General features: G+C 63.6%; 20 protein-coding genes, 1 tRNA gene and 1 riboswitch. Of the genes, 11 read left to right on the top strand and 10 right to left on the bottom strand.

Annotation, left to right across the window (positions count from 1 at the left end):
• Nucleotides 1-232 precede the first annotated feature (232 nt).
• Nucleotides 233-1,036: a FadR/GntR family transcriptional regulator gene (locus tag AC1DSJ_RS07490; RefSeq protein WP_441371213.1), complete on the top strand. Its 804-nt coding sequence runs from the start codon at nt 233-235 to the stop codon at nt 1,034-1,036.
• On the opposite strand, the gene AC1DSJ_RS07485 is transcribed toward AC1DSJ_RS07490, so the two are convergent.
• The gene (locus AC1DSJ_RS07485; RefSeq protein WP_441371212.1) at nt 1,037-1,450 is read right to left on the bottom strand and encodes a type II toxin-antitoxin system VapC family toxin; all 414 of its coding nucleotides are present in this window, start codon (nt 1,448-1,450) and stop codon (nt 1,037-1,039) included. It lies immediately after the preceding gene.
• 541 nt (nt 1,451-1,991) lie between these two features.
• Between AC1DSJ_RS07485 and xth the strand changes: the two genes are divergently transcribed.
• Both xth and AC1DSJ_RS07475 read left to right on the top strand, forming a co-directional pair.
• A complete protein-coding gene (xth, locus tag AC1DSJ_RS07480; RefSeq protein WP_054426376.1) occupies nt 1,992-2,774 on the top strand; it encodes an exodeoxyribonuclease III in 783 nt (260 codons plus the stop codon).
• 68 nt (nt 2,775-2,842) lie between these two features.
• A tRNA-Ala gene (locus AC1DSJ_RS07475) sits at nt 2,843-2,918 on the top strand.
• Nucleotides 2,919-3,011: 93 nt separating this feature from the next.
• Here the strand turns inward: AC1DSJ_RS07475 and AC1DSJ_RS07470 are convergent.
• The gene (locus tag AC1DSJ_RS07470) at nt 3,012-4,463 is read right to left on the bottom strand and encodes a sodium:solute symporter family protein (protein ID WP_441371211.1); all 1,452 of its coding nucleotides are present in this window, start codon (nt 4,461-4,463) and stop codon (nt 3,012-3,014) included.
• 101 nt (nt 4,464-4,564) lie between these two features.
• Nucleotides 4,565-4,670, bottom strand: a riboswitch (TPP riboswitch).
• A 107-nt stretch (nt 4,671-4,777) separates the two neighbouring features.
• Between AC1DSJ_RS07470 and AC1DSJ_RS07465 the strand changes: the two genes are divergently transcribed.
• The 3 genes from AC1DSJ_RS07465 (at nt 4,778) to AC1DSJ_RS07455 (ending at nt 8,484) form a co-directional block, all read left to right on the top strand.
• On the top strand, nt 4,778-5,560 hold the full coding sequence (locus tag AC1DSJ_RS07465; protein WP_054426378.1) for a 3-oxoacyl-ACP reductase: 783 nt from the start codon (nt 4,778-4,780) through the stop codon (nt 5,558-5,560).
• Between the two features lie 5 nt (nt 5,561-5,565).
• A complete protein-coding gene (locus tag AC1DSJ_RS07460) occupies nt 5,566-6,852 on the top strand; it encodes an LLM class flavin-dependent oxidoreductase (RefSeq protein ID WP_441371210.1) in 1,287 nt (428 codons plus the stop codon).
• Nucleotides 6,853-7,347: 495 nt separating this feature from the next.
• Nucleotides 7,348-8,484, top strand: a complete 1,137-nt coding sequence (locus AC1DSJ_RS07455; RefSeq protein WP_054426155.1) for a porin — start codon at nt 7,348-7,350, stop codon at nt 8,482-8,484.
• A 95-nt stretch (nt 8,485-8,579) separates the two neighbouring features.
• Here the strand turns inward: AC1DSJ_RS07455 and AC1DSJ_RS07450 are convergent, their stop codons facing one another.
• Complete coding sequence (locus AC1DSJ_RS07450) at nt 8,580-8,783, bottom strand: hypothetical protein (RefSeq protein WP_175169973.1); 204 nt, start codon at nt 8,781-8,783, stop codon at nt 8,580-8,582.
• A gap of 188 nt (nt 8,784-8,971) precedes the next feature.
• On the opposite strand from AC1DSJ_RS07450, the gene AC1DSJ_RS07445 reads away from it, so the two are divergent.
• The gene (locus tag AC1DSJ_RS07445) at nt 8,972-9,607 is read left to right on the top strand and encodes a TetR/AcrR family transcriptional regulator (RefSeq protein ID WP_175169972.1); all 636 of its coding nucleotides are present in this window, start codon (nt 8,972-8,974) and stop codon (nt 9,605-9,607) included.
• On the opposite strand, the gene AC1DSJ_RS07440 is transcribed toward AC1DSJ_RS07445, so the two are convergent.
• Both AC1DSJ_RS07440 and AC1DSJ_RS07435 read right to left on the bottom strand, forming a co-directional pair.
• A complete protein-coding gene (locus AC1DSJ_RS07440; RefSeq protein WP_441371209.1) occupies nt 9,604-10,626 on the bottom strand; it encodes an Lnb N-terminal periplasmic domain-containing protein in 1,023 nt (340 codons plus the stop codon). The genes AC1DSJ_RS07445 and AC1DSJ_RS07440 overlap by 4 nt on opposite strands.
• Nucleotides 10,613-11,296 carry a MarC family NAAT transporter gene (locus AC1DSJ_RS07435; protein WP_054426164.1) on the bottom strand — a complete coding sequence of 228 codons (684 nt, stop codon included), beginning with the start codon at nt 11,294-11,296 and terminating at the stop codon, nt 10,613-10,615. The genes AC1DSJ_RS07440 and AC1DSJ_RS07435 overlap by 14 nt, the downstream gene beginning before the upstream one ends.
• A 106-nt stretch (nt 11,297-11,402) precedes the next feature.
• Between AC1DSJ_RS07435 and AC1DSJ_RS07430 the strand changes: the two genes are divergently transcribed.
• Nucleotides 11,403-12,797: a lysozyme inhibitor LprI family protein gene (locus AC1DSJ_RS07430; RefSeq protein ID WP_441371208.1), complete on the top strand. Its 1,395-nt coding sequence runs from the start codon at nt 11,403-11,405 to the stop codon at nt 12,795-12,797.
• A gap of 8 nt (nt 12,798-12,805) precedes the next feature.
• Here AC1DSJ_RS07430 and AC1DSJ_RS07425 read toward each other — a convergent pair whose 3' ends face one another.
• Nucleotides 12,806-14,008: an MFS transporter gene (locus tag AC1DSJ_RS07425; protein WP_441371207.1), complete on the bottom strand. Its 1,203-nt coding sequence runs from the start codon at nt 14,006-14,008 to the stop codon at nt 12,806-12,808.
• Between the two features lie 122 nt (nt 14,009-14,130).
• On the opposite strand from AC1DSJ_RS07425, the gene AC1DSJ_RS07420 reads away from it, so the two are divergent.
• The 3 genes from AC1DSJ_RS07420 (at nt 14,131) to AC1DSJ_RS07410 (ending at nt 17,187) form a co-directional block, all read left to right on the top strand.
• Nucleotides 14,131-15,066: a LysR family transcriptional regulator gene (locus tag AC1DSJ_RS07420; RefSeq protein WP_441371206.1), complete on the top strand. Its 936-nt coding sequence runs from the start codon at nt 14,131-14,133 to the stop codon at nt 15,064-15,066.
• Between the two features lie 242 nt (nt 15,067-15,308).
• Nucleotides 15,309-16,112: an N-formylglutamate deformylase gene (hutG, locus tag AC1DSJ_RS07415; protein ID WP_175169966.1), complete on the top strand. Its 804-nt coding sequence runs from the start codon at nt 15,309-15,311 to the stop codon at nt 16,110-16,112.
• Between the two features lie 61 nt (nt 16,113-16,173).
• Entirely contained in the window at nt 16,174-17,187 is a 1,014-nt protein-coding gene (locus AC1DSJ_RS07410; RefSeq protein ID WP_054426174.1) for a LysR family transcriptional regulator, read from the top strand.
• 7 nt (nt 17,188-17,194) lie between these two features.
• Here AC1DSJ_RS07410 and AC1DSJ_RS07405 read toward each other — a convergent pair whose 3' ends face one another.
• The 4 genes from AC1DSJ_RS07405 to AC1DSJ_RS07390 form a co-directional block, all read right to left on the bottom strand.
• Nucleotides 17,195-18,124, bottom strand: coding sequence for an electron transfer flavoprotein subunit alpha/FixB family protein (locus AC1DSJ_RS07405; protein WP_476760288.1), 930 nt, complete (start codon nt 18,122-18,124; stop codon nt 17,195-17,197).
• Entirely contained in the window at nt 18,124-18,873 is a 750-nt protein-coding gene (locus tag AC1DSJ_RS07400) for an electron transfer flavoprotein subunit beta/FixA family protein (protein WP_175169964.1), read from the bottom strand. The genes AC1DSJ_RS07405 and AC1DSJ_RS07400 overlap by 1 nt, the downstream gene beginning before the upstream one ends.
• Before the next feature lie 158 nt (nt 18,874-19,031).
• Nucleotides 19,032-19,601, bottom strand: a complete 570-nt coding sequence (locus AC1DSJ_RS07395) for a HutD/Ves family protein (RefSeq protein ID WP_441371204.1) — start codon at nt 19,599-19,601, stop codon at nt 19,032-19,034.
• Between the two features lie 4 nt (nt 19,602-19,605).
• Complete coding sequence (locus AC1DSJ_RS07390; protein WP_342067436.1) at nt 19,606-20,793, bottom strand: NAD(P)/FAD-dependent oxidoreductase; 1,188 nt, start codon at nt 20,791-20,793, stop codon at nt 19,606-19,608.
• Between the last annotated feature and the right edge of the window lie 79 nt (nt 20,794-20,872).

Here is a 20,872-nt window from a genome sequence, read left to right as displayed (position 1 = left end):
CCGCGCGTCAAAGGCGCGGCTGATGTGGTTTGATGGCAAGTTACGGGAGCCCCCTATAACTTGTCAATTGAATTGACAGCTTTTGTCCTAAGCTTCGGGATATTTGGATATGAATACGGGTAATCCCTGATATTTCAGCCATTTACGACGACGCAGGGATTGTTCGGAAGACTGACAAGCCCGGTCCTATTGATGGACCGGCTTCAACTCACTAATAGAAGAGCGCGCCCCAATGAGCAATGTGCGTGACCCGCAGTTGGAATCCCTGCTGGAGGCAGCCGCCCGCCCCCGCCCCGAACTGGACGTGCTGGCCGAAGTGGCGTCGGGCCTGGGCTATGTGCGCGCGGAACGCTTTGCCGAGCGCGTGTATGAAAGCCTGTTCTACGCGATTGCCACCGGCAAGATCGCACCGGGCAACAAGCTGCCCACGGAACTGGAACTGGCCGCGTTGTTCGAGGTATCGCGCCCCGTGGTCCGGCAAGCGCTGGACCGGCTGCGCGAAGACCAATTGGTGGATTCCATTCGCGGCTCTGGCACGTATGTGCGCGCCAAGCCCGACCTGATGGGCGGCATGCCCGCCATCGACCCGGCACGCCGCGTCGGCCACATTCTGGAAGGCCTTGAACTGCGCATGGTGATTGAACCCGCATGCGCCTACCTGGCCGCCCTGCGCCGCAGCGCCGACGACCTGCGCGAAATGGACCGCATGCTGACCGGCTACGAAGAAGCCGACGCGTCAGGCGCCATCGCGCACCACCACGACTACGGCTTCCACCGCGCCATCGCCGCCGCCACCGGCAACCAGCGCTTTGTACAAGTGCTGAAATCGCTGGAATACGACGTCAGCCACGCCGTCAACGTCATGCGCCACCTGGTCCACAGCGAACCCTGGAAACGCACCCGCGCCGCCATTGACGAACACCGCCATATCTATCGGCTGATTCAGGAACAAGACGCCGACGGCGCGCGTAACGTCATGCGCGCGCACATTGAAAAGGCGAAGAGCCGGATGTTGAATAGCGGGTCGGAGGGGTAATCAGGCGGGGATGGATTCAAAGGGATTCAGGATCGGGAGATCGAACGGGAGGAAGTCGTTCACGTTACGTGTCACGACGACCATCCCGCCAAGTTTCGCAGTAGCCGCGATCATGGCGTCCTCGTTCAGCGTGTCAGACCGGCGATGCATCAATTGCGCCCACAGCCGAAACGCCTTCCCGGGCATCGGGAGCACGCTATAGGTGCCCTCGATAGCGCCCAACCAATGCGACAGCGCTTCGGCTTTGGCGGCATCCTGCATTCTGGTTCGCTCTATACCCATCTGAATCTCACCTAGCGTCACCGCGGACAGGTGCAACTGACTGTCATCCACGGATTCGAGCCAAGCGACTACCGCACCATGAGGCTTCGGCCTTCGCAGTTCCGAAATGACATTTGTGTCCAACAGGTACATAACCCCATCAGCGCCCCCCTAAAGCTGCCAATCGCCGCCCTTCGCCCCGCAGCGGCACCAAGTGTTCAGTCCGCGCAAAGTCGGTAAGCAAGAGCGCTTTGAGCGTTGACCGAGGCGCCATCAGTGCCGGTTTTGGTGCTACCGAGCCCATAACCGGCACTCTGACACGGCACCCGGTCATAAGTTGTGACGCGACGGATAAATCGTCGTCAACAAATTCTGAGTACTGCGCTTTAACGTCCTGCAAAAGCCAAATCTTCATAGGCTCCTCCATTTGAAGCGTTCAGGCAGTCTAGCCAGTTTCATCGAGCTTTGGCCGCTCCAGCGGGACATATAGGACGCATTCACTTCCACCAGGAGTTATGCCAGCTGCCCCCGTGGCCAACCCGTCCGCACGAGCAGGTATCATCTGCCCTTATCCCGGCGCCCGCCGGTCACGCCCCGGATGAATAGCCAGATTCGTAGCCAGATACGTAGCTAGACCGGGTTTTTGGAAGGCGGCGCCTTTGAGAACCGCATCAACAAACGGTCTACGCAGAACATGAAATTAGCCACCTGGAACGTGAACTCCCTGAAGGTGCGCCTGCCGCAAGTGCTGGACTGGCTGGCCGCCAATCCTGTCGACGTGCTGTGCATCCAGGAACTGAAGCTCACCGACGAAAACTTCCCGGAAGACGCTTTCAAGGAAGCCGGCTATCACGCCGTCTGGGCCGGTCAGAAGACGTATAACGGCGTCGCCATCATTTCGCGCGTGCCGGGCACGTCCATGGTGCGCAACATTCCCGGCTATGAAGACCCGCAGCAGCGTGTGCTGGCCTTGACTTTCCCCAGCCCCGAAGGCGATGTGCGCGTGGTGTGCGCGTATTGCCCCAACGGGCAGTCGCTGGATTCCGACAAGTACGTCTACAAGCTGGCGTGGTTCGACGCCATGCGCAATTGGCTGGCCGACGAGATCAAGCAGTACCCGCGTCTGGCCGTGCTGGGCGACTACAACGTGGCGCCCGCCGACGAAGACGTGCACAACCCCGAAAAATGGGAAGGCCAGGTGCTGGTGTCCGAACCGGAACGCGCCGCCTTGCAAGGCCTGATCGACCTGGGCCTGACCGATTCCTTCCGTCTGTTCGAGCAGCCCGAAAAGTCGTTTTCTTGGTGGGACTACCGCCAATTCGCCTTCCGCCGCAACGCTGGCCTGCGGATCGACCACGTCCTGCTGTCGGCCCCCTTGGTCAAGCGCTGCGTCGCCTGCGTGATCGACAAGGAACCGCGCCGCAACGAGCAGCCGTCGGACCACGCGCCTGTCGTCGCCACCTTGGAATTCGTCTGAAAATTTTTGCCTGGCGCCGTATTGCACGGCGCTTTAAAGTTCAGGTATAGTTTTGCTCTTGCTTCAATGGGGCGGTAGCTCAGCTGGGAGAGCGTCGCGTTCGCAATGCGAAGGTCGGGAGTTCGATCCTCCTCCGCTCCACCAAATTCCAGACAAGAAAGCCTTGGACACCACAACGTGTTCCAAGGCTTTTTTGTTTTCCGGGCGGTCTGCGGGGATGGGGGTTGCAGGCCGGATTTACACCGCGTCCTTATCCAGCCGCCGCACCGCCGCGCTCAGCGTCGAAAAATCAAACTCCCGAATACCGCGCCGCGCCAGGCGCATGAGCACCGTGACGACCACCGGCACAAACGCCGCCAGCAGGAACGATTCCAGCAGGAACGTGGGTTTGTCGCCCGGGGCCGGGAAGAAGAACAGCCCTGCCGCCAGCCCCGCGACGGTCGCCGTCGTTGCCGTCACGCCATCGTGCTTGCGGCTGAACAGGCCATAGAACACGGGGAACGCGGCGGCGGAGCACAGCAGGTCGGCCAGCAGGAACAGGTACAGCACGCTGTAGCCTTGCGAGGCCACAATCATCACCGGAATCGCCAGCAGCAAGACCGCCCAGCGGGCCAGGCGCTTCATGTCCATGCCGTTGGCGTTGGGCATCAGCCGGCGCATGTCGACGGCGACGATGCTCGATACGGCGCTGATTGCCGTGTCGGCCGTGCTCATCACCAGCGACAGGCCCAGCGGGATCAACGCAATCACGAACCACGCGGGCGCGTGCGGCATGATGACGCTGAACAGTGCGATGGAACTGTCACCCTCCGGCGCCAGGCCCACGAATGCCAGGCCGAACAGGCCCATCAGGAAGATGAACGGTGCGGCCAGAATGCCGCCCAGCAGAAAACCATTGCGCATCGACCGGGCATCTTTTGCGGCATAAATGCGCTGCCAGTTGCCCTGGTGAAAGATGCCGGTCAGCAAGATGGCCACGAAGAAAGTCAGGCCGGCTTTCACGCCCACGGGGTCGGTCAGGTCCAGCAATTGTGGCGCGCGCGCTTGCAGGGCTTCGATGGTGGGCAGCGCACCACCCGCAGCTTGCCAGCCGACCACGCACAAGATCACCAGCAACGGCACGATGACCATCATCTGCACCTGATCGGTGAAGATCGACGAGCGCAGCCCGCCGTAGGTGGTGTAGAGCAGCGTCGTGCCCATCACGATGGCGGCGGTGGCCCACAGCGGCACGGGCGCCAGCATGGTGACCAGTTTTGCAATCGCCGTCACCTCGGCCGACAAGGCGATGAACAGGTAGAACAGCATGATGAACAGCGCCAGCCCGTACATCGGGCGGCCGTAGCGCGCCATCAGGAATTCAGTCAGCGTATGCCCATGCGGAATCAGTTCACGCATGCGCCGGCCCAGCGGAATCATGACCAGACGCGGTGACATCGAGCCCAGCGCGTAGCCGATCACTGCGGCCAGTCCGCCCCAGGTTGCGGCCTGCGCGGGCGAGAACAGAATCCATGCGCCCAGCGTTGACGCCATCAACGTCAGGATGGTGCCGAACGCGCCCTGGCTGTTGCGGGCCACGATGTAGTCTTCCAGCGAGCCGCGCTTGCGCCGGGTGTACAGGACGCTGGCGACGGCGAAGCCGCCCGAGAACAGCAGCAGCCACATCAAGGCGGTGGATTGGGTCAGCATGAAGTCGGTCCTCCCTGGTCCGGCGGACAGCCGGACGCGCAGCGCAGCGGCCCGTCCGGTAACAGGGGCCGCTGATGAATAAAAGTCTAGGGAGGGCGCACGAACCGTGCGATGTCCTTCCCTTCGCCGGCATTACCCGGATCAGGTTCAAAGGGTTACCGCAATGAAGCGGAATCTCAGCCCAACAGGGCTCCCCCAGGAATTGACCGCAAGAGTAGGAGAGCGGCGCGTCAATGTCAACGCGTGGAATGTGCTAAGTTCGCCCGCTTGCGGCACCCGATTGCATGCGTGCCGGTGAAACCGACGAGCCGATCATGTCCCTTGCACACCCCGCCCCTGCCCTGAACGAACAACTGGTGATTGTCACGGGCGGCGCCCGTGGACTGGGCGCGCACATCGCGCGCGCGTTTCTGCGTGAAGGCGCGCGCGTGGTCATCAACTACCTGAACAGCGCTGACGCCGCGCAGGCGCTGGCCGCCACCGCACCGGGCCGCGCGCTGGCTATCCAGGCCGATGTGCGTGATGCGCAGGCGGTGCAGGCGTTGGTAGCGCAGGCGCAAAGCCACTTCGGCATGCCGGTCACCACCGTGGTCAACAACGCGCTGCCCGCGTTCCAGTTCAATGGCGACGCCCGCCCGCATGCGGACACGTTGACGTGGGACAACCTGAATCAGCAGATCGAAGGTAGCGTGCGCGGCGCGTTGAACACGACTCAGGCGGCGCTGCCCGGCATGCGTGAGGCCGGGGTCGGACGCATCATCAACATCGGCACGAACCTGGTCCAGAACCCGGTCGTGCCGTATCACGATTACACCGCCGCCAAGGCTGCGCTGCTGTCGTTCACGCGGACCTTGTCGCATGACCTCGGGCCCCATGGCATCACGGTCAACATGGTGTCGGGCGGCCTGCTGCGCACCACCGACGCGTCGGCTGCAACGCCCGAAGCGGTGTTCGATTTGATTGCCGCCAGCACGCCGCTGCGCACCGTCACCACGCCCGAACAGTTCGCCGACGCCGTGCTGTTTTTTGCCAGCCCTTGGTCGCGCAGCGTCACCGGCCAGAACCTGGTCGTCGACGGCGGCCTCGTGAAGAACTAAGCGCCATGCTGCATCTGAACCTGTTCATCTTTGGCTGCGGCCACCACCGCGCGGCGTGGCGCCATCCCGATTCGGCGGCCGAACGGCTGGGCGACATCAGCTACTACGAGTCGCTGGCGCGCACGGCCGAACGCGGCAAGCTGGACGCCATTTTCTTTGCGGATGGGCAGTCGATGGACAACATCGGCGACGGCCCGCGCTGGTATCTGGAACCGCTGACGACCATGGCCGCCATCGCGCGCGCCACCACGCACATCGGCCTGATCAGCACCGTGTCCAGCACCTTCTTCACGCCCTTTCACGCGGCGCGCATGGTGGCGTCGCTGGATCACATCTCGGACGGCCGCATGGGCTGGAACGTGGTCACCTCGATGTTCGACGCCGAGGCCCGCAACCATGGCTATGAAGCCATGCCCGGCCATGAATGGCGCTATGCGCGCGCTGAAGAATTCGTCGACGTCGCGTTGCGCTTGTTCGACTCCTGGCACGACGATGCGCTGGCCATCGACCGCAACGGCGTCTATGGCGTGCCCGAACGCGTGCAAGCCATCCATCACCATGGCGAGCATTTTCTGGTCGACGGCCCGCTGACGGTGCCGCGCCCGCCGCAGGGCCATCCGGTGCTGTTCCAGGCCGGCGCATCGGACCAGGGCCGCGACTTGGCCGCCCGGCGCGCGGAAGCGATCTATGCGGTCGCCTACGACCTGCCCGCCGCGCAGTCCTATTACCGCGACATCAAACAACGCGTGCTTGCGGCCGGCCGCAGCGCGTTTGTGCCGATCATGCCGGGGCTGGTCACGTATGTGGGGTCCACCGAGGCCGAGGCCCGCGCCAAGCAACGCGAGCTGGACGTACTGCTGCCCAGCGATGCGTCGCTGCGCCAGCTTGGCACCTTTGTGCTTCAGGATTGCAGCGCGTGGGAGCTGGATGCGCCCGTGCCGCCACTGCCGCCCCTTGAAGATTTCAAGGGGCCCAAAGGCCGGTACGGCACCATTCTGCGGATCATCGAAACCGAACAACCCACCGTACGCCAGCTACTTGGCCGACTGGCGGCGGGCGGTGGCCATTGCACGATGGTCGGCACGCCAGAGCAGATCGCGGACAAGATGGAACACTGGTTCAGAAACGAAGGCGCCGACGGCTTCAACCTGATGCCACCGTCTCTGCCCAGCGGCATCGACGACTTTGTGGAACAAGTGATTCCCGTGCTGCAACGTCGCGGGCTGTTCCGCACTGAGTACGAACATCGCACGCTGCGCGGTCATCTTGGGCTGGAAAGACCTGGCCGGTAATACCTTGCGCAGCGCGCCATAGGGGCGACGGCACCGTTACGTTCTTGAAAGTTACGGGCTGCCGTAGCGGCATCTCCAGCGCCCCCGAGTTGCGCGAACGCGCGTGCACGGCAGCTGAACGACCCTTCAGGGCCTTCATCGCAACGAAATGATAGACACAATTTATCAATTTGTACGAAAGAGGCCCTGCTCAAATTCACCCTTCAAATCGTGACCCTCCCTGCATTAGCGATTAACGCCCGTTCATCTCTCTAAAGAACTGTTGTTATCTCGCAATAAATCGGAGGTTTTCATATGTGTCTCAAGTAACTGAATCTTAGCCATTAAGGAAGGAGTCAGGGGTAAGCCATCGGAATACGACCCCAATTTGTATATTCCGAACCATTATGTAGTTTTCAGTTTCATGTATTCCGGCGGTGTTCCCTATTGTGGACACCAGGGCTGCTTTCGCAATGCTGAAAGCAGGCAATACAAGCCTTAGAACCGGATGTGGATATGAAACTAACGAAAACTTTGCTCGTAGGCGCGATTCTGGCTGGCATGGCCGGTGCGGCCCAAGCTGAAACGTCTGTCACCCTGTACGGCATTGTCGATCTGGGCCTGACCTATCAACGTGGCAAGGTTGGCACCACGGACGCAAACCGTGGCGTAAACGGCGGCGACTATTCCTCCCGGATCGGCATGAACGACGGCATCCAGAACGGTTCCCGTTTTGGCCTGCGCGGAACGGAAGACCTGGGCGATGGCCTGTCGGCTGTCTTCACGTTGGAAAGCGGCTTCACCGCCAATAATGGCAACCGTTCGCAAGGCGACCGCCTGTTCGGCCGTCAAGCCACCGTCGGCCTGAACAGCGAGCAGTTCGGTCTGCTGGAACTGGGCCGCCAAACCAACATCGCGTCCAAGTACTTCGGCGACATTGATCCGTTCTCGCTCGACTACCTGAACGCCAACATGGGTATGGCTTTCAGCGCGGCCAACACGGTCCGCTACGACAACATGGTCATGTACCAGACCCCGGTCTGGAGCGGCTTCCAAGGCGGCGTGGGCTATTCGTTCTCGACCGATGACGTCGAAGGCCCGACCGGCTTCAAGACCAAGGAAAACAACCGCGCCTGGACGGCCGGCGTGCGTTACGACAACGGCCCGCTGAAGGTGGCCTTGTCCTATGACGTGCAATACCGCAAGCCGAACCAGCCGCAACCGCAGCAGTTCATTATCGGCGCCGCCTACGACTTCGAAGTGGTCAAGCTGTCGCTGGCTTATGGCCGTTCCGAAGACGGCGTTTTCGCCGGCCAGGATTTCTCGTTGATGGGCGGCCGCCAGCAAGCAGGCGGCCCGGCCAACGGCCAGGGCTTCACGAATGGCCGCTTCACGTGGGACGGCCTGCGCATCAACTCATACATGGTCGGCGTAAGCGCCCCCATCGGCGCCGCCAGCAACGTCTTCGCGTCGTGGCAGCGTGCTGATCCGAACAAGAACCTGTACGCCATGGACATCTACAGCCTGGGCTACACGTATGATCTGTCCAAGCGGACCAACCTGTACGCTCTGGCGTCCTACGCCGATGGCGCCGCCTTCATCAACGGTGACAAGATGAGCACGGTTGGCGTCGGCATCCGCCATCGCTTCTAAGCAGGCTGCGGGCCGCCCCAACTGAGCAGAGTCGGGGCGCCCTTGACGACTTAAGCCACCCGGAAACGGGTGGCTTTTTTTATGTGTGGATTTTTTTACCCCGCCAGAGCGGCGGGTGGGGCGTGCTTGGCGGAGGCGGCTTGCGGACGCGCTTTCGGGGCGACCAGGGCTGCGCGTGTACGGGTGCCCGCCTTACGAGTGGCAATCCAGTCGTACAACAGCACGCCGGGGTGGCGCAACAGCACGGCGCCAGCGGCAGCCGCAATGATCAAGGCACTGCTCAGGGTCAGCCAGGACATTCGGGCGCCCTCCTACAAAAACAGCCCGGACTCGTCCCGGGTCAACAACTCGCGTGGGAAATACCCGCTTTTGACTCTTTTGAGGCGCGCTTTTGCGGCGCTCAAAAATGAAATGTACTCCACATTACATGACGAAACGGGGTAAAACCCTGTCATGTCCATGCCATGGAAACCGGGAGAAACAGGTGATGAGCGATTCGGCCGATCCGATGCCGCGCGCCCTGACCACCAAGGGCGAAGCCAGGCGGCTGCGGCTGCTTGAAGTGGCCAGTCAGTTGTTACTGGAACTTGGGTACGCACAAACGTCCATCCAACGCATCGTGCAGCAGGCTGGCGGGTCCGCCGCCACGGCGTATCAGCTGTTTGGCAGCAAGGAAGGCATGCTGGCTGCCGTGCTGCAATTCGAGTTGGACAACTTGCGGGCCGCCGTGTTCCTGAAGGCGCCGCCCGGCCAGGCGGTGGGGCCGGCGCTGCAGCAGTTGGCGGTACGGCTCTTGACCTATGCGGTTCAACCCAAATCGGCCGCGCTGCACCGGCTGCTGGTGTCGGAATGCCATCGCATGCCGCAGTTGGCGGCGTCGCTGCAACAGGCCGTCGACACGCAAATTCATGCGCCGCTGGAACAGTGCCTGCGCGCCGCGTGCGAACAAGGCGAACTGAAGATTGACGATCCGCGCCAGGCGGCGCTGACGCTCGGCAACCTGATCAACGGCATTGCGTTCCACGCGCGGCTGGTCGGCGGCTATGCCGACGGGCCGCCCGCCGAAGCGCTGGCGACCTGTCATTACGGCATTGATACGTTGCTGCGCGCGTATCAGGTTTAAGGCCGAATCCGGCGGGAGAAGGCAAGCGGGTCGTCACCCGGCGGGGCCTGATGGCCAATCGATGCCCGCGCTCGCAGCACGTCCAGCGGGACGCTGGTATCTAGTCCGCCCTGGTCGTACAGGTACTCGGGCAGATAGCCCGACAGCAGGATGCGTAAGTCCAACGGCAGGCCCGGCACGATGGCGTTGACCATGCGGTAGACCAATGTCGTGCAGTTGGCCGTAACCGTGTGATAGAAGCGCGGCGTCGTCACCAGCGCGTTGGCGGTGTTGACGTAGGACAGAAACAGCTCGCGCATCGCGCGCTCCGGCATGTGCACCGGGTACAAATACACGCTTTCCCCGCGAGGTCCGGCGCGCACATACAGGATGTCGCGCTCTTCGGCCGCCACCACGCTCAATTCGAACTGTTTGAAGAAGCCGCCGATCTCGGAGAATTGTTCGCCGCGTTCCTTGCGGATCTCAACCGAGAACACCACGTGCCGCCCGTCGGAAAAACCGAAGGAGACGAGCGTGTGCGCAATGGCCGGGCCCGCCCAGTAAGACAGCGCCATGTCCACGGACACGAGCTTGTCCAGATCGTATTGCCGCGTTTCCCAGCGGGCGGTGTAGTCGGTGTCCGTGCGCCAATCGAAATTGCGCACGTTCTCGAGCGTGACCGTCGAACCTTGCACCGTGCCGCGCAGCATCTTCGCCACGTCGTCGGCCCAGATGCGGTCATTCGACGGCGCAAGCGTTTGCCACCAGCCGGCCAGCAGGACCAGCCCGATCAGATACGCCCACCCTGCCCGCCGCCACGGCCCCGCGCGCCACAACGCCACCGCCGCGCCCAGGCATAGCGCGGCCCACACAGTGGCCGCCGCCCCCTTGCCCCACACGCCGCCCGGCGCCTGATACCACAGCGCAAGACAACCCCAGAGTGCAGACATGGTCACCAGCAGCGTGACCAGCACGCGCCCCACCCCCACCAGCCCCCGACGCAAGCGTCCAGCGCGGCGCACCGGCTTATCCACCAACATGCTTGCCCACAATTTCCAGCACGCCGTTGATGACGAATTGAACCCCCATGCACACCAGCAAAAAGCCCATGACGCGCGAAATGGCTTCCACGCCGCTTTGCCCGATCACCGCCACGATGCGGCCCGCCGAACGCAGGCAGATCCAGAACAGCACGCCCAGCAAGGCGAACACGATGATGGGCGTTACCGCCACCACCCAAGTCGGATACTGTGGCGTGATCGCGCCATCAACCGAGGCCGCCCCGCTGATGATCATGGCGATGGTGCCTGGCCCCGCCGTTCCAGGCAGCGCCAGCGGCACGAACGCGATGTTCGGCGTGTCGCGCGCCTTGGCGTCGGCGGCCGCTTCCGCCGCCAGCGAGCGCGGTTCGGCAGGCGGGAACAGCATGCTGAAACCGATGCTGACCACGATCAGGCCACCCGCAATGCGCAAGCCCGGAATCGAAATGCCGAACGTATGCATGATCCACGCACCCGCGTAGTAGGTCACCAACATGATGCCGACCACGTAATACGCCGCCTGCGTCACCTGGCGTTCGCGCTCTTTATAAGGAATCTGCGCGCCGAGCGACAGCAGCAGCGTCATCGAGGTCAGCGGGTTGGCCAAGGGCAGCATCAGCGCCAGCCCAAGGCTGGTGAGTTTGGCGAGTTGGATCAGATCGTCAATCATGGGGCTCATAAAAAAAGGGAGGCGGCCCATTTACCTGACGGGCCGCTTGCCTGGTTCAACGTTCAATCGTGTAATGCCCTCTACCTTACACATTTCCCGGTGCCTATTGACCCCGACTCCCAAGCTCTTGCTCGGCGGCCTGCTCATTTTGCTGCCCCTGGCCTCGCCCGCGCTTGCCGCCGGGATGAATTGCGCCCAAGCCAAAACGCCGACCGAACTGGCCATTTGCGCCAACGCCGACCTGCTTCGTCAAGACAGTGATTTGTCGGACGCTTACGCCAAGCTTGGCGCTGCGCGGCCGGACGGGCGCGCCGCGCTGCGCGACGAACAACGCGACTGGCTGCGCACGCGCAACCGCTGCGGCGGCAACACCGACTGCATCCGCGAACAAACCCTGCTGCGCCTGAGCGCCTTGCAGGATGGTTTGCGCCGTGCCAACGCCTATGTGCCGGACGAGACCGACCGGCAGGCGCTTGAAGATTTGCGCCAGGCCGTACAAACCGCGAGCCAGACGGATGCCGAGTTTCCGCTGGAGTCCACCTTGGCCGCGCTGTCGGTGAAAACCGGCAAGACGCGCTTCGACAATGTTCGAAGTGACGATGATGATGAAGCCAAATTTCCCACCAAACGCCCCCACGGCGTATCGCAAGATGAATGGGCGGCGCTGCTGGCCTCCGGCATCGAGTCAGGCGGCGAGAACGGCGTGGCGTCCTACACCTTGATGGATCTGGACGGCGACGGCCTGCGCGACGTGGTGATCGACTCCTACACCGGCGGCACGGGCCTGTTCTCGGACGTCAGCGCCCTGCGCCGCGACAAAGGCAAATTCACCGCTACCGCAGGCGACGGCAACAACGAATCCGCCTCCGGCCTGTACACGCTGAATGGACGCGGCTCCAACCAGGCGGCTGACTGGATCACGCTGCGCGGACGCGTCTACGCGGCCTATCGCAACAGCCGGTTCGGCGCGGACGATGTCTACCTGCTGCGCCCCTTCCGTGACCCCGGCGACGCCCCCACGCTGACCGTGCGTTACCGCTATCAGCTAAGCATTCCCAAACAGCAGAAGCGCGCCGACAAAGAACCGGCCCGCACGCTGGACGACACCTTGCACGCCGCGCTCACGCAAGCGTTGACGCGCATTGATCCTGAAACCGCGCAAGGGCCCGCCGCCGCCCGCGAGCCGGGCTCTCCCGCCCGCCCGCTCTGCCCCATCCCTGCGGGCGTCAAAGCGGATGATCAGGATGCCTACTACCACTACGGCTCGGGACATTATTCGATCGAGATCGTCGCTGACTTTCCTGTGCAGGTGGGCGCCCGCTGCCATCTCGGGCGGCTGATCGACTGGTTCGGCAGCTACGACGCGAAGTCGGGTCTGTCGGCCTTGATGTGGTTGCGCGATCCGGAACCCAACGGTAAAGAAGACGAGTTCCAGGTAGAAGGCAGGCGCCACGCCGTCCGCCTTGAAACGTCGTTGCGGCCGATGTTCAGCGGCGACTGATCGCGCCATCACGCGGCTTTCAGCACGTGCGGCCGGCGCCATAGCGCGCCCACCGGCAACAGCATGCACGCCGCCGCCAGCCACGCGTTCATCTGCAAGCCCAGCGCATCCACGCTGGCCGCGCCCAAGAAGGAACCCGCCGCAATCGCCAGGTTGAACATCGCCACGAAAAAAGCCGTGGCGGCGTCCACCGCGTCAGGCGCCGCCCGCAGCATCCAGATCTGAAGCGACACCGACACGCCGCCATACGCCAGCCCCCACACCACCAACAACAGCGCGCTGGCCGGCGGCCAATGGCCCAGCCCGCCCAGCAGGGCCAGGATCAGCAGCAAGGTGACGGCAATTGTCATCAAAACGGCGGCGGGACGGCGTGCAGCGGCGGAACCAGCCAGAAAATTTCCCGCCACACCCGCCACGCCATACGCGAACAACAACAGGCCTATCCATTGCTGACCAAACCCCGCCTGCGTTTGCAGCATCGGCCGCACAAAGGTGTAGGCCATGAAATGGCCCGCCACCATGAACAAGGTGATCAGCAAGCCCCGCCGCAACGCCGGATTCGAAAGCAGCCCGGCCAGTTCGCGCGCCGATAAGCCGCGCGGTGCGGGCAGCGGCGGCAAGGCCAGCCAGATCAGCACGAGCACGGCTGCGCACAACACCGCCATCGTCCCAAACGCGGCGCGCCACCCTGCCAGTTCACCAATGAAGGCGCCCAGCGGCACGCCCAGCACCGAGGCCACCGCAACCCCGCCAAAGATGATGGCGGTGGCCGCACCCACCGCGTGCGGGGCAACGAGTCTGCCCGCCAGCCCGCCCGCGATCGCCCAAATGCCGCCGATGCAAATGCCCACCAGCACGCGCGCGCCCAACAACCACGGCATGGACGGCGCCAGCGCGCTGGCCAGATTCGCCCCCATCAGCAAGGCCAGCAGCCCGCAAAGCAGCCAACGGCTATCGGTGCCCTTGGGCCGGATGACGATCAGCGGCGCAAACAAGGCCGCCAGAATGGCCGGCACGAAAAGCATCCAACCGCCCTCGCCCACCGATACATTCAATTCGTGCGTGATCGGCACCAGCAAGCCCACCGGCAGCATTTCGGTGGTGACCACGCTGAAGGTGGCCAGCCCCACGGCGGTGACGCCCAACCAGGCGCGCAGGGAAGTTGAAGCCGAATCCGGTCTGCCGGCTTGCGGGGTAGAGGTTTGGGTCATCGTGCGTTGCGTTCCAGAAAAGCCCCATTGCGGGGCCGACCCTTATGCAGTCTACTGTTTCCAATTTGCAGATAAAGCAGGCAACAAGCGCAATACAAGGGACGAACCGTGGACAATCTTTCGTGAACAACCCGCCCCCGCTTCAACGGCTCGATCACATCGGCGACGTGCTCGCCTTCGTGCGCGTGGCCGACGCGCAGAGCTTCACCGCGGCCGCTGAAAAACTGAGCCTGTCCCGATCCGCCATCGGCAAGTGCATTGCCCGTCTGGAGCAAAGCCTGGGCGTGCGGCTGTTTCATCGCAGCACGCGCAGCGTCAGCCTGAGCGACGACGGCCGACTCTTCTACGAGCACGCGCAACGCATCTTGTCCGAGGTGGACAACGCCACCGACGCCATGGCCAGCCGGCAGCAGGCGCCGCGTGGCCGCTTGCGCATCGACCTGCCTGTCTCGTTGGGCCGCTTGCATGTGATGCCGCTGGTGCGCAGCTACTTGCGGCGTTGGCCGGACGTGGACGCGGACATCAGTTTCTCGGACGACTACTCCGATCTGGTGCGCGACGGCATCGATGTCGCCATCCGCATTGGCGGCGAAGCAGACAGCCGGTTGGTGCGGCGCGTGCTGGCGCCCCACCGGCTGATCACCTGCGCTGCGCCCGATTATCTGCATCGCTACGGCGCGCCCGCCACCCTCGACGCGCTGGCCCAGCACCAGACGCTGGTCTTCACGCATACCGGGCAACCAGTGCCATGGCGCTTTACCGTTCAGGGACAGGAACGCCAGGTGCCAGTGGCGGGCCGGCTACGGGTGGGCCACACCGAGGCGTTGCGCGACGCGGCCGTGGCCGGCGACGGCATTGCGCAATTGGGCGCGTTCCTGGTGGCCGACGACTTGCGCGCCGGCCGCCTGGCCCCCGTGCTGGAATCCGTGGCGGGCGCGGGCGCGCCGGTGTATGCGGTGTATCCGCATCGGCGGCATCTATCGCCTAAAGTGCGCGTGCTGATCGATGACATCGCCGCTGCCTGGAACACCGACCTGCCGTGGCGCCCGTACGCGTAACCGATGCGAGGCATGCAACCGATGCCACCTATGCAATCAATGCAACCCATGCCACCGATGCAATGAATGCAACCTGTGCAACCCATGCTTCACCAGCCCATTTTTTTGCATCACCCTTCCTGATTATCAATATCCATTAAACTGATGCAATTACCGCGACGGGCCGCGCTGCCTAGCATACAAGCGCCCGTCATCTGCGGCCGAGCCCGCAGCGCACTGACTTTGTGACCCGGAGTTTTCCCTTGAGCGACCTCTATCATTTCAGCCGTGGCACCTCGCCGCTGCTGATTTCCATTCCCCATCTCGGCAGCCAGATTCCCGATGCGCAACGCGCACAGATGACGCCGCTGGGCCTGCAATCCGGCGATACCGACTGGCATCTGGACACGCTGTACCAATTTGCCCAGGCGCTGGGCGCGTCCGTGCTTGGCGCGCGCTATTCGCGTTATGTGGTGGACCTGAACCGCCCGCCCAACGACGAAAGCCTGTACCCCGGCCAGACCAAGACCGGCCTGTGCCCCACGCAAACGTTCCGCGGCGACGCGCTCTATCAGAACGACGCCGTGCTGACGGACGCCGAGCGCGCGCACCGCCTGCAAACGTACTGGCAGCCCTATCACGCCAAGCTGCGCGAAGAACTCGACCGCATCAAGGCCGAACATGGCACGGTGCTGCTGTGGGAAGCGCATTCGATCGCGAGCGTGCTGCCGCGTCTGTTCGACGGCAAGCTGCCCGACCTGAACATCGGCACGTCCGATGGCGCGGCGTGTGCGCCCGACATCCTGGCCGCCGTACGCGAACAACTGGACGGCTGCGCGGACTACACCTGGGCCATCAACGGCCGCTTCAAGGGCGGCTACATCACGCGCCAATACGGCTCGCCGGCCGACAACATCCACGCCATCCAGCTGGAAATGTGCCAGTCCACCTACATGGACGAAACGCATCCCTATGGCTACCGCGCCGATCTGGCTGGCAAGGTCATTCCTGTCGTTGAAGGCATGGTGCAAGCCGCGCTGCGCCAAACCACGGCGCGTCAGCGCTAAGCAACACGCGCCCCCCGCAGCACGCCCCACCCTAAGCCCCCCTTCAGGACACCGTCAGGCGATGAACCGTTTTTCCTTCAGCACGACGGAAAACTATCCGGAATGGAGCCTGCTGCTGACCTGGGTGGCGGTGGTGGAAGCCGCGTCGGTATCCGGCGCGGCGCGGCTCTTGGGCTTGTCGCAAGCGGCGGTATCGCAGCGCGTGAAGCAGCTTGAGGCCGCGATGTCGACCGAACTGCTTGACCGCAGCACCCGCCCCGCGCGGCCCACGCCCGCAGGCGAACTGCTGTTCGACCATGCCGCGCGCCTGCTCGCGCAAGCGGGCGACATGACGGAAAGCGTGCGCAACCTGAGCCGCGCCAAGCGCAACATCGTGCGCTTTGGCTGCGTGGATTCCTTTGCGGGTACGTTGGGGCCAACGCTGATCCACGGCCTGTCGGGCGCATCGCGCCAGATCCGGCTGTGGTCGGGCATCACGCCCGTGCTGGACAAGCAGCTGGAAGACCGGCAGCTCGATCTGGTCGTGACCACCAGCGCAGTCGCGGGCAAGCCCACCATCAAGAAGTACAGTTTGTTCAGCGAACCCTATGTGCTGATCGTGCCGCGGTCGATGGACATGTCGGCCATCACCACGCTGAAGGAACTGGGCAAGCGCACGCAGTTCATTCGCTATAGCGCCCGTTCGTTCATCGGCGCCGAGATCGACCGTCTGATCGAATCACACGATGTGATGATCGAACGCACTTTTGAATTCGACAACACCGACCCGCTGCTCAGCTTGGTTACTGGCGGCATCGGCTTTGCGATCAGCACGCCGCTGTGCATCTGGCAGTCGCGCCATTTTGTGGACCAGCTGCGCGTGTTGCCGCTGGGGCCGTACCTGGGCGTGACCCGCGCGGATGACCCCAGCCTGTCGCGCACCTTGTATCTGGCCGCGCGTCAGCAGGAAGTGGGCAAGCTGCCCACCGAAGCGCGCGACGTGATCCTGATGGCGGTAGAACGCCTGATTCAGAAAGACATCGCGCCGGCGCTCGGGCTGCCGCCTGCCACGCTGTGGCGCAGCATGCGGCGTTAAGCCCGCGTTACAGCGACGCGGCCAGCGCGGGCACGGCGTCGAACAAGTCGCCCACCAAGCCGTAGTCCGCCACGCCAAAGATCGGCGCATCGCCGTCTTTATTGATGGCGACGATGGTCTTGGAATCTTTCATGCCGGCCAGATGCTGGATGGCGCCTGAAATACCCACGGCCACGTAGAGTTCCGGCGCAACGATCTTGCCGGTTTGCCCCACCTGCCAATCATTGGGCGCATAGCCCGCATCCACCGCCGCGCGCGAGGCGCCGAGTGCCGCCCCCAGCTTTTCAGCCAACGGGTCCAGCAGCTTGAAATTGTCGGCGCTGCCCAGACCCCGGCCGCCTGACACCACCACGCGCGCACCGCCCAATTCCGGGCGTTCGGACACGGCGATCTCGCGGCGCTTGAAGCGCGCCAGGCCCATATCGGCCACCGCCGCAACGGATTCCACCGCCGCGCTGCCGCCTTCGGCCGGCACGGCATCGAACGCCGTCGGGCGGATCGTCGCCACTACCACCGGGTAACCGCTCTTGACCGTGGCGATGGCGTTGCCCGCATAGATGGGGCGCTTGAACGTGTCGGGCGCCAACACCTCGATCACGTCAGACACCTGCGCCACGTCCAGCAGCGCGGCGATGCGCGGGGCCACGCTCTTGCCCTGCGTGGTGGCGGCCAGGAACAGATGCGAGTAAGGCGCGGCGACGGCCACGGCCTGCGCGGCCAGGTTCTCGGCCAGCCCTTCGCCCAGATGCGGCGCATCCGCCCACAGCACTTTCTCCACGCCCGGTGTACGGGCCRCAGCATCCGCCACGGCTTGCGCATCCGCGCCCGCCACCAACACATGAATGGGCGCGCCCAGTTTGCCGGCAGCGGCAATGGCGTTGCGCGTTGCGCTGTTCAGGGCGCGGTTGGCGTGTTCGGCAATAACCAAGACCGTCATCAGATCACCTTCGCTTCGTTCTTCAGTTTGTCGACCAGCGCGGCCACGTCGGCCACCTTGATGCCGGGCGCGCGCGCGGCGGGTTCTTCCACGCGCAGCGTTTCCAGCCGCGACGCGGGGTCCACGCCCAACGCCTCGGGTGTCTCGATATCCACCGGCTTCTTCTTTGCCTTCATGATGTTGGGCAGCGTGACGTAGCGCGGCTCGTTCAAACGCAGGTCGGCGGTGACGATGGCGGGCAAGGTCAGCTCCAGCACTTCCAGGCCGCCATCCACCTCACGCGTGATGCGCGCAACACCGCCGTCGATATCAATCGCGCTGGCGTTGGTCGCTTGCGGCCAGCCCAGCAGGGCGGCCAACATCTGACCCGTTTGGCAGGCGTCATCGTCGATGGCCTGCTTGCCCAGAATCACCAGCGCGGGCTGTTCTTTTTGCACGACCGCGCGCAGCAGCTTGGCCACCGCCAACGGTTGCAGGGCAACGTCGGTTTGCACCAGCACGCCCCGGTCAGCGCCAATGGCCAAGGCCGTGCGCAAGGTTTCCTGCGACTGCGCCGTGCCGCAAGACACCGCAACCACGTCTTGCGCCACGCCCTGCTCTTTCAAGCGCACGGCCGCCTCGACGGCGATTTCATCAAACGGGTTCATCGACATCTTGACGTTGCCGATCTCCACGCCGCTCTGGTCGGCCTTGACGCGCACGTTGACGTTGTAGTCAACCACGCGCTTGACCGCGGCTATCACCTTCATGCGAACACTCCTGAATCAAGGAATCAACAAAACGCGCCGCGCGGGGCGCGAATAGCAATAATCAAACCCAATAATCAAACCCAATAAAGCAACCCAACAAACAAACCCATCAACCGCGTCAAACGCATCAAACGCATCAAACGCGTCAAACGCAACGATCAAGCCGTGCCAAACGCCGCCATGTGCAGATCAATCCGCACGACGTCCGGCGGCAACGCGTCTGCGGACACGGCATCGTCCTGACAGGACGAGTCGATATAAAAATTCTGCGCGTCCACCACGATGCGCACGTGGGATGCGGGGCCGGCGGCGTCTTCCAACGATCCGGCCTTGACGATGACAGGCTGCGCGCCGCCGCAGCAAACCTGCGCTTGAACCGCACCGCGTAAAACGAACAGATTGAGCACGCGCACCGCGCCTTCAAGCAAGCGCGACTGCAAGGCGACATCGCCCGCGAACGCGACTGCCCTGCCCGGCAACAACGCGATGTCCACGCCGTCGCCACGCAACGCCACGCCCGCCCCCGACAGCACCACCGACACGCGGTCAACGCCCGGGAAGCGTGAATACGCGCCATCACGGGTGATGTCGGCCACGCTAACCCGCCAACGCGGTGGCATCATGCGTGCGCTGGCGGCGTCATCCACCGCCAAGGTGCGCGTGACGCCACCGCCGTTTTTCCAGGGTTCAGGCGGCAAGTCCTGCCAGTTGGCGTGCACGGCGCGCATCGGATCAGGACACCGCGCCAAGGCCGTACTTGCCCGTCAACAACGCGCCGCTTTCAAAGCGGCCGATGTCGTAAGGCTTGAGCGACACGTCGGTGGCCAGCCCCAGCGCTTCCTGCGCCAGCACCCGGCCCACGGTCGGCGACAGCTTGAAGCCGTGACCCGAAAAGCCGAACCCCACAATCAGCCCCTGCACGCTGGGCACGCGGCCCAGCACCGGATTCCAATCGGGCGTGACGTCATACACGCCGGTCCAGGACGAGGCCAGGCCTGCCGTCTCATACGCCGGGAAGCGTGCGGCAACCTGTTCGCCCACTTCGGCCACGTAGTCCAGCGGAATATCGCCCTGCTCGGCGTCGCTCTTTTGCAGCGCCTCGCCCACGATGCCTTCGCTGACCAGCATCTGGTTGCCGCCATAGCTGCGGCAATACAGCATGCCCGGCGACGCCAGGTCTTTGAAGACCGGCATGGAATAGGTATAGGGCGCCTCGCTGCATTCCAGCGCCAGCACGGCATGGCGTTCAGGCACGACGGGCATCGCCACACCGGTCCAGCCGGCCAGTTCGGGCGTCCAGATGTTTTGCGTGCTGATGACGAGCGGGCTGGCAAAGTCGCCATCAGACGTGGACACGCCAACCACCCGGCCGTTCTCAATCAGCAGTTTTCGCACGTCGACGTTTTCGCGAATGGTCACGCCCCGGCGGCGTGCGCCGCGCGCGAAACTGGTCGCCACCAGATAGGCGTCGGCGAAACCGGCTTCGGGTTCATAGCCGATCAGCGCGGCATCATCGAACGAGGCAATCGGCAGCAGCTCGCGGGCTTGGGCAGGGTTCAGCAATTCCAGCGCAATGCCTTGCGCGCGTTGCTGATCCAGCGCGCCGCGCAACGGTTCCAGCTTGTCGTCGTCGGCCGCCGTAATCAGGTAGCCACACTTGACCAGTCCGCAGGACGCCTCGTCGTCGCCGACATAGCTGGCAAAGTTGTTGAACACGTTCCAGGAACGCTGGGCCAGCTCCACGTTTTCGCGCACCGAATAGTGCGTGCGCAAAATGCCGGAAGACTGCGAGGTCGTACCCGCCCCGATCGTGGCGCGATCCAGCACCAGCACGTTTTTGGCGCCCAGCTCCGCCAGGTGGAACGCCACCGAACTGCCGATCACGCCGGCACCAATCACGATCACGTCATAACTTTTCACGACAAGGCTCCAAGGACAAGTGGCGCGAGTGTGAACCTGCCGTGTCTGGCGCTTCGCAATATAAGCACCGCGAATACTG

This window comes from Achromobacter sp. 01N37, from assembly GCF_056399725.1.
Note: the sequence above shows the minus strand (reverse complement) of the source record. Positions and strands in the feature narration are given on the sequence as shown.

Coding starts and splice junctions, on each gene's coding strand:
- AC1DSJ_RS07455 (WP_054426155.1), top strand. CDS start 7,348: ATGAAACTAACGAAAACTTTGCTCGTAGGCGCGATTCTGGCTGGCATG.
- xth (WP_054426376.1), top strand. CDS start 1,992: ATGAAATTAGCCACCTGGAACGTGAACTCCCTGAAGGTGCGCCTGCCG.
- AC1DSJ_RS07485 (WP_441371212.1), bottom strand. CDS start 1,450: ATGTACCTGTTGGACACAAATGTCATTTCGGAACTGCGAAGGCCGAAG.
- AC1DSJ_RS07470 (WP_441371211.1), bottom strand. CDS start 4,463: ATGCTGACCCAATCCACCGCCTTGATGTGGCTGCTGCTGTTCTCGGGC.
- AC1DSJ_RS07440 (WP_441371209.1), bottom strand. CDS start 10,626: ATGTTGGTGGATAAGCCGGTGCGCCGCGCTGGACGCTTGCGTCGGGGG.
- AC1DSJ_RS07400 (WP_175169964.1), bottom strand. CDS start 18,873: ATGAAGGTGATAGCCGCGGTCAAGCGCGTGGTTGACTACAACGTCAAC.
- AC1DSJ_RS07490 (WP_441371213.1), top strand. CDS start 233: ATGAGCAATGTGCGTGACCCGCAGTTGGAATCCCTGCTGGAGGCAGCC.
- AC1DSJ_RS07395 (WP_441371204.1), bottom strand. CDS start 19,601: ATGCGCGCCGTGCACGCCAACTGGCAGGACTTGCCGCCTGAACCCTGG.
- AC1DSJ_RS07445 (WP_175169972.1), top strand. CDS start 8,972: ATGAGCGATTCGGCCGATCCGATGCCGCGCGCCCTGACCACCAAGGGC.
- AC1DSJ_RS07465 (WP_054426378.1), top strand. CDS start 4,778: ATGTCCCTTGCACACCCCGCCCCTGCCCTGAACGAACAACTGGTGATT.
- AC1DSJ_RS07435 (WP_054426164.1), bottom strand. CDS start 11,296: ATGATTGACGATCTGATCCAACTCGCCAAACTCACCAGCCTTGGGCTG.
- AC1DSJ_RS07425 (WP_441371207.1), bottom strand. CDS start 14,008: ATGACCCAAACCTCTACCCCGCAAGCCGGCAGACCGGATTCGGCTTCA.
- AC1DSJ_RS07450 (WP_175169973.1), bottom strand. CDS start 8,783: ATGTCCTGGCTGACCCTGAGCAGTGCCTTGATCATTGCGGCTGCCGCT.
- AC1DSJ_RS07460 (WP_441371210.1), top strand. CDS start 5,566: ATGCTGCATCTGAACCTGTTCATCTTTGGCTGCGGCCACCACCGCGCG.
- AC1DSJ_RS07410 (WP_054426174.1), top strand. CDS start 16,174: ATGAACCGTTTTTCCTTCAGCACGACGGAAAACTATCCGGAATGGAGC.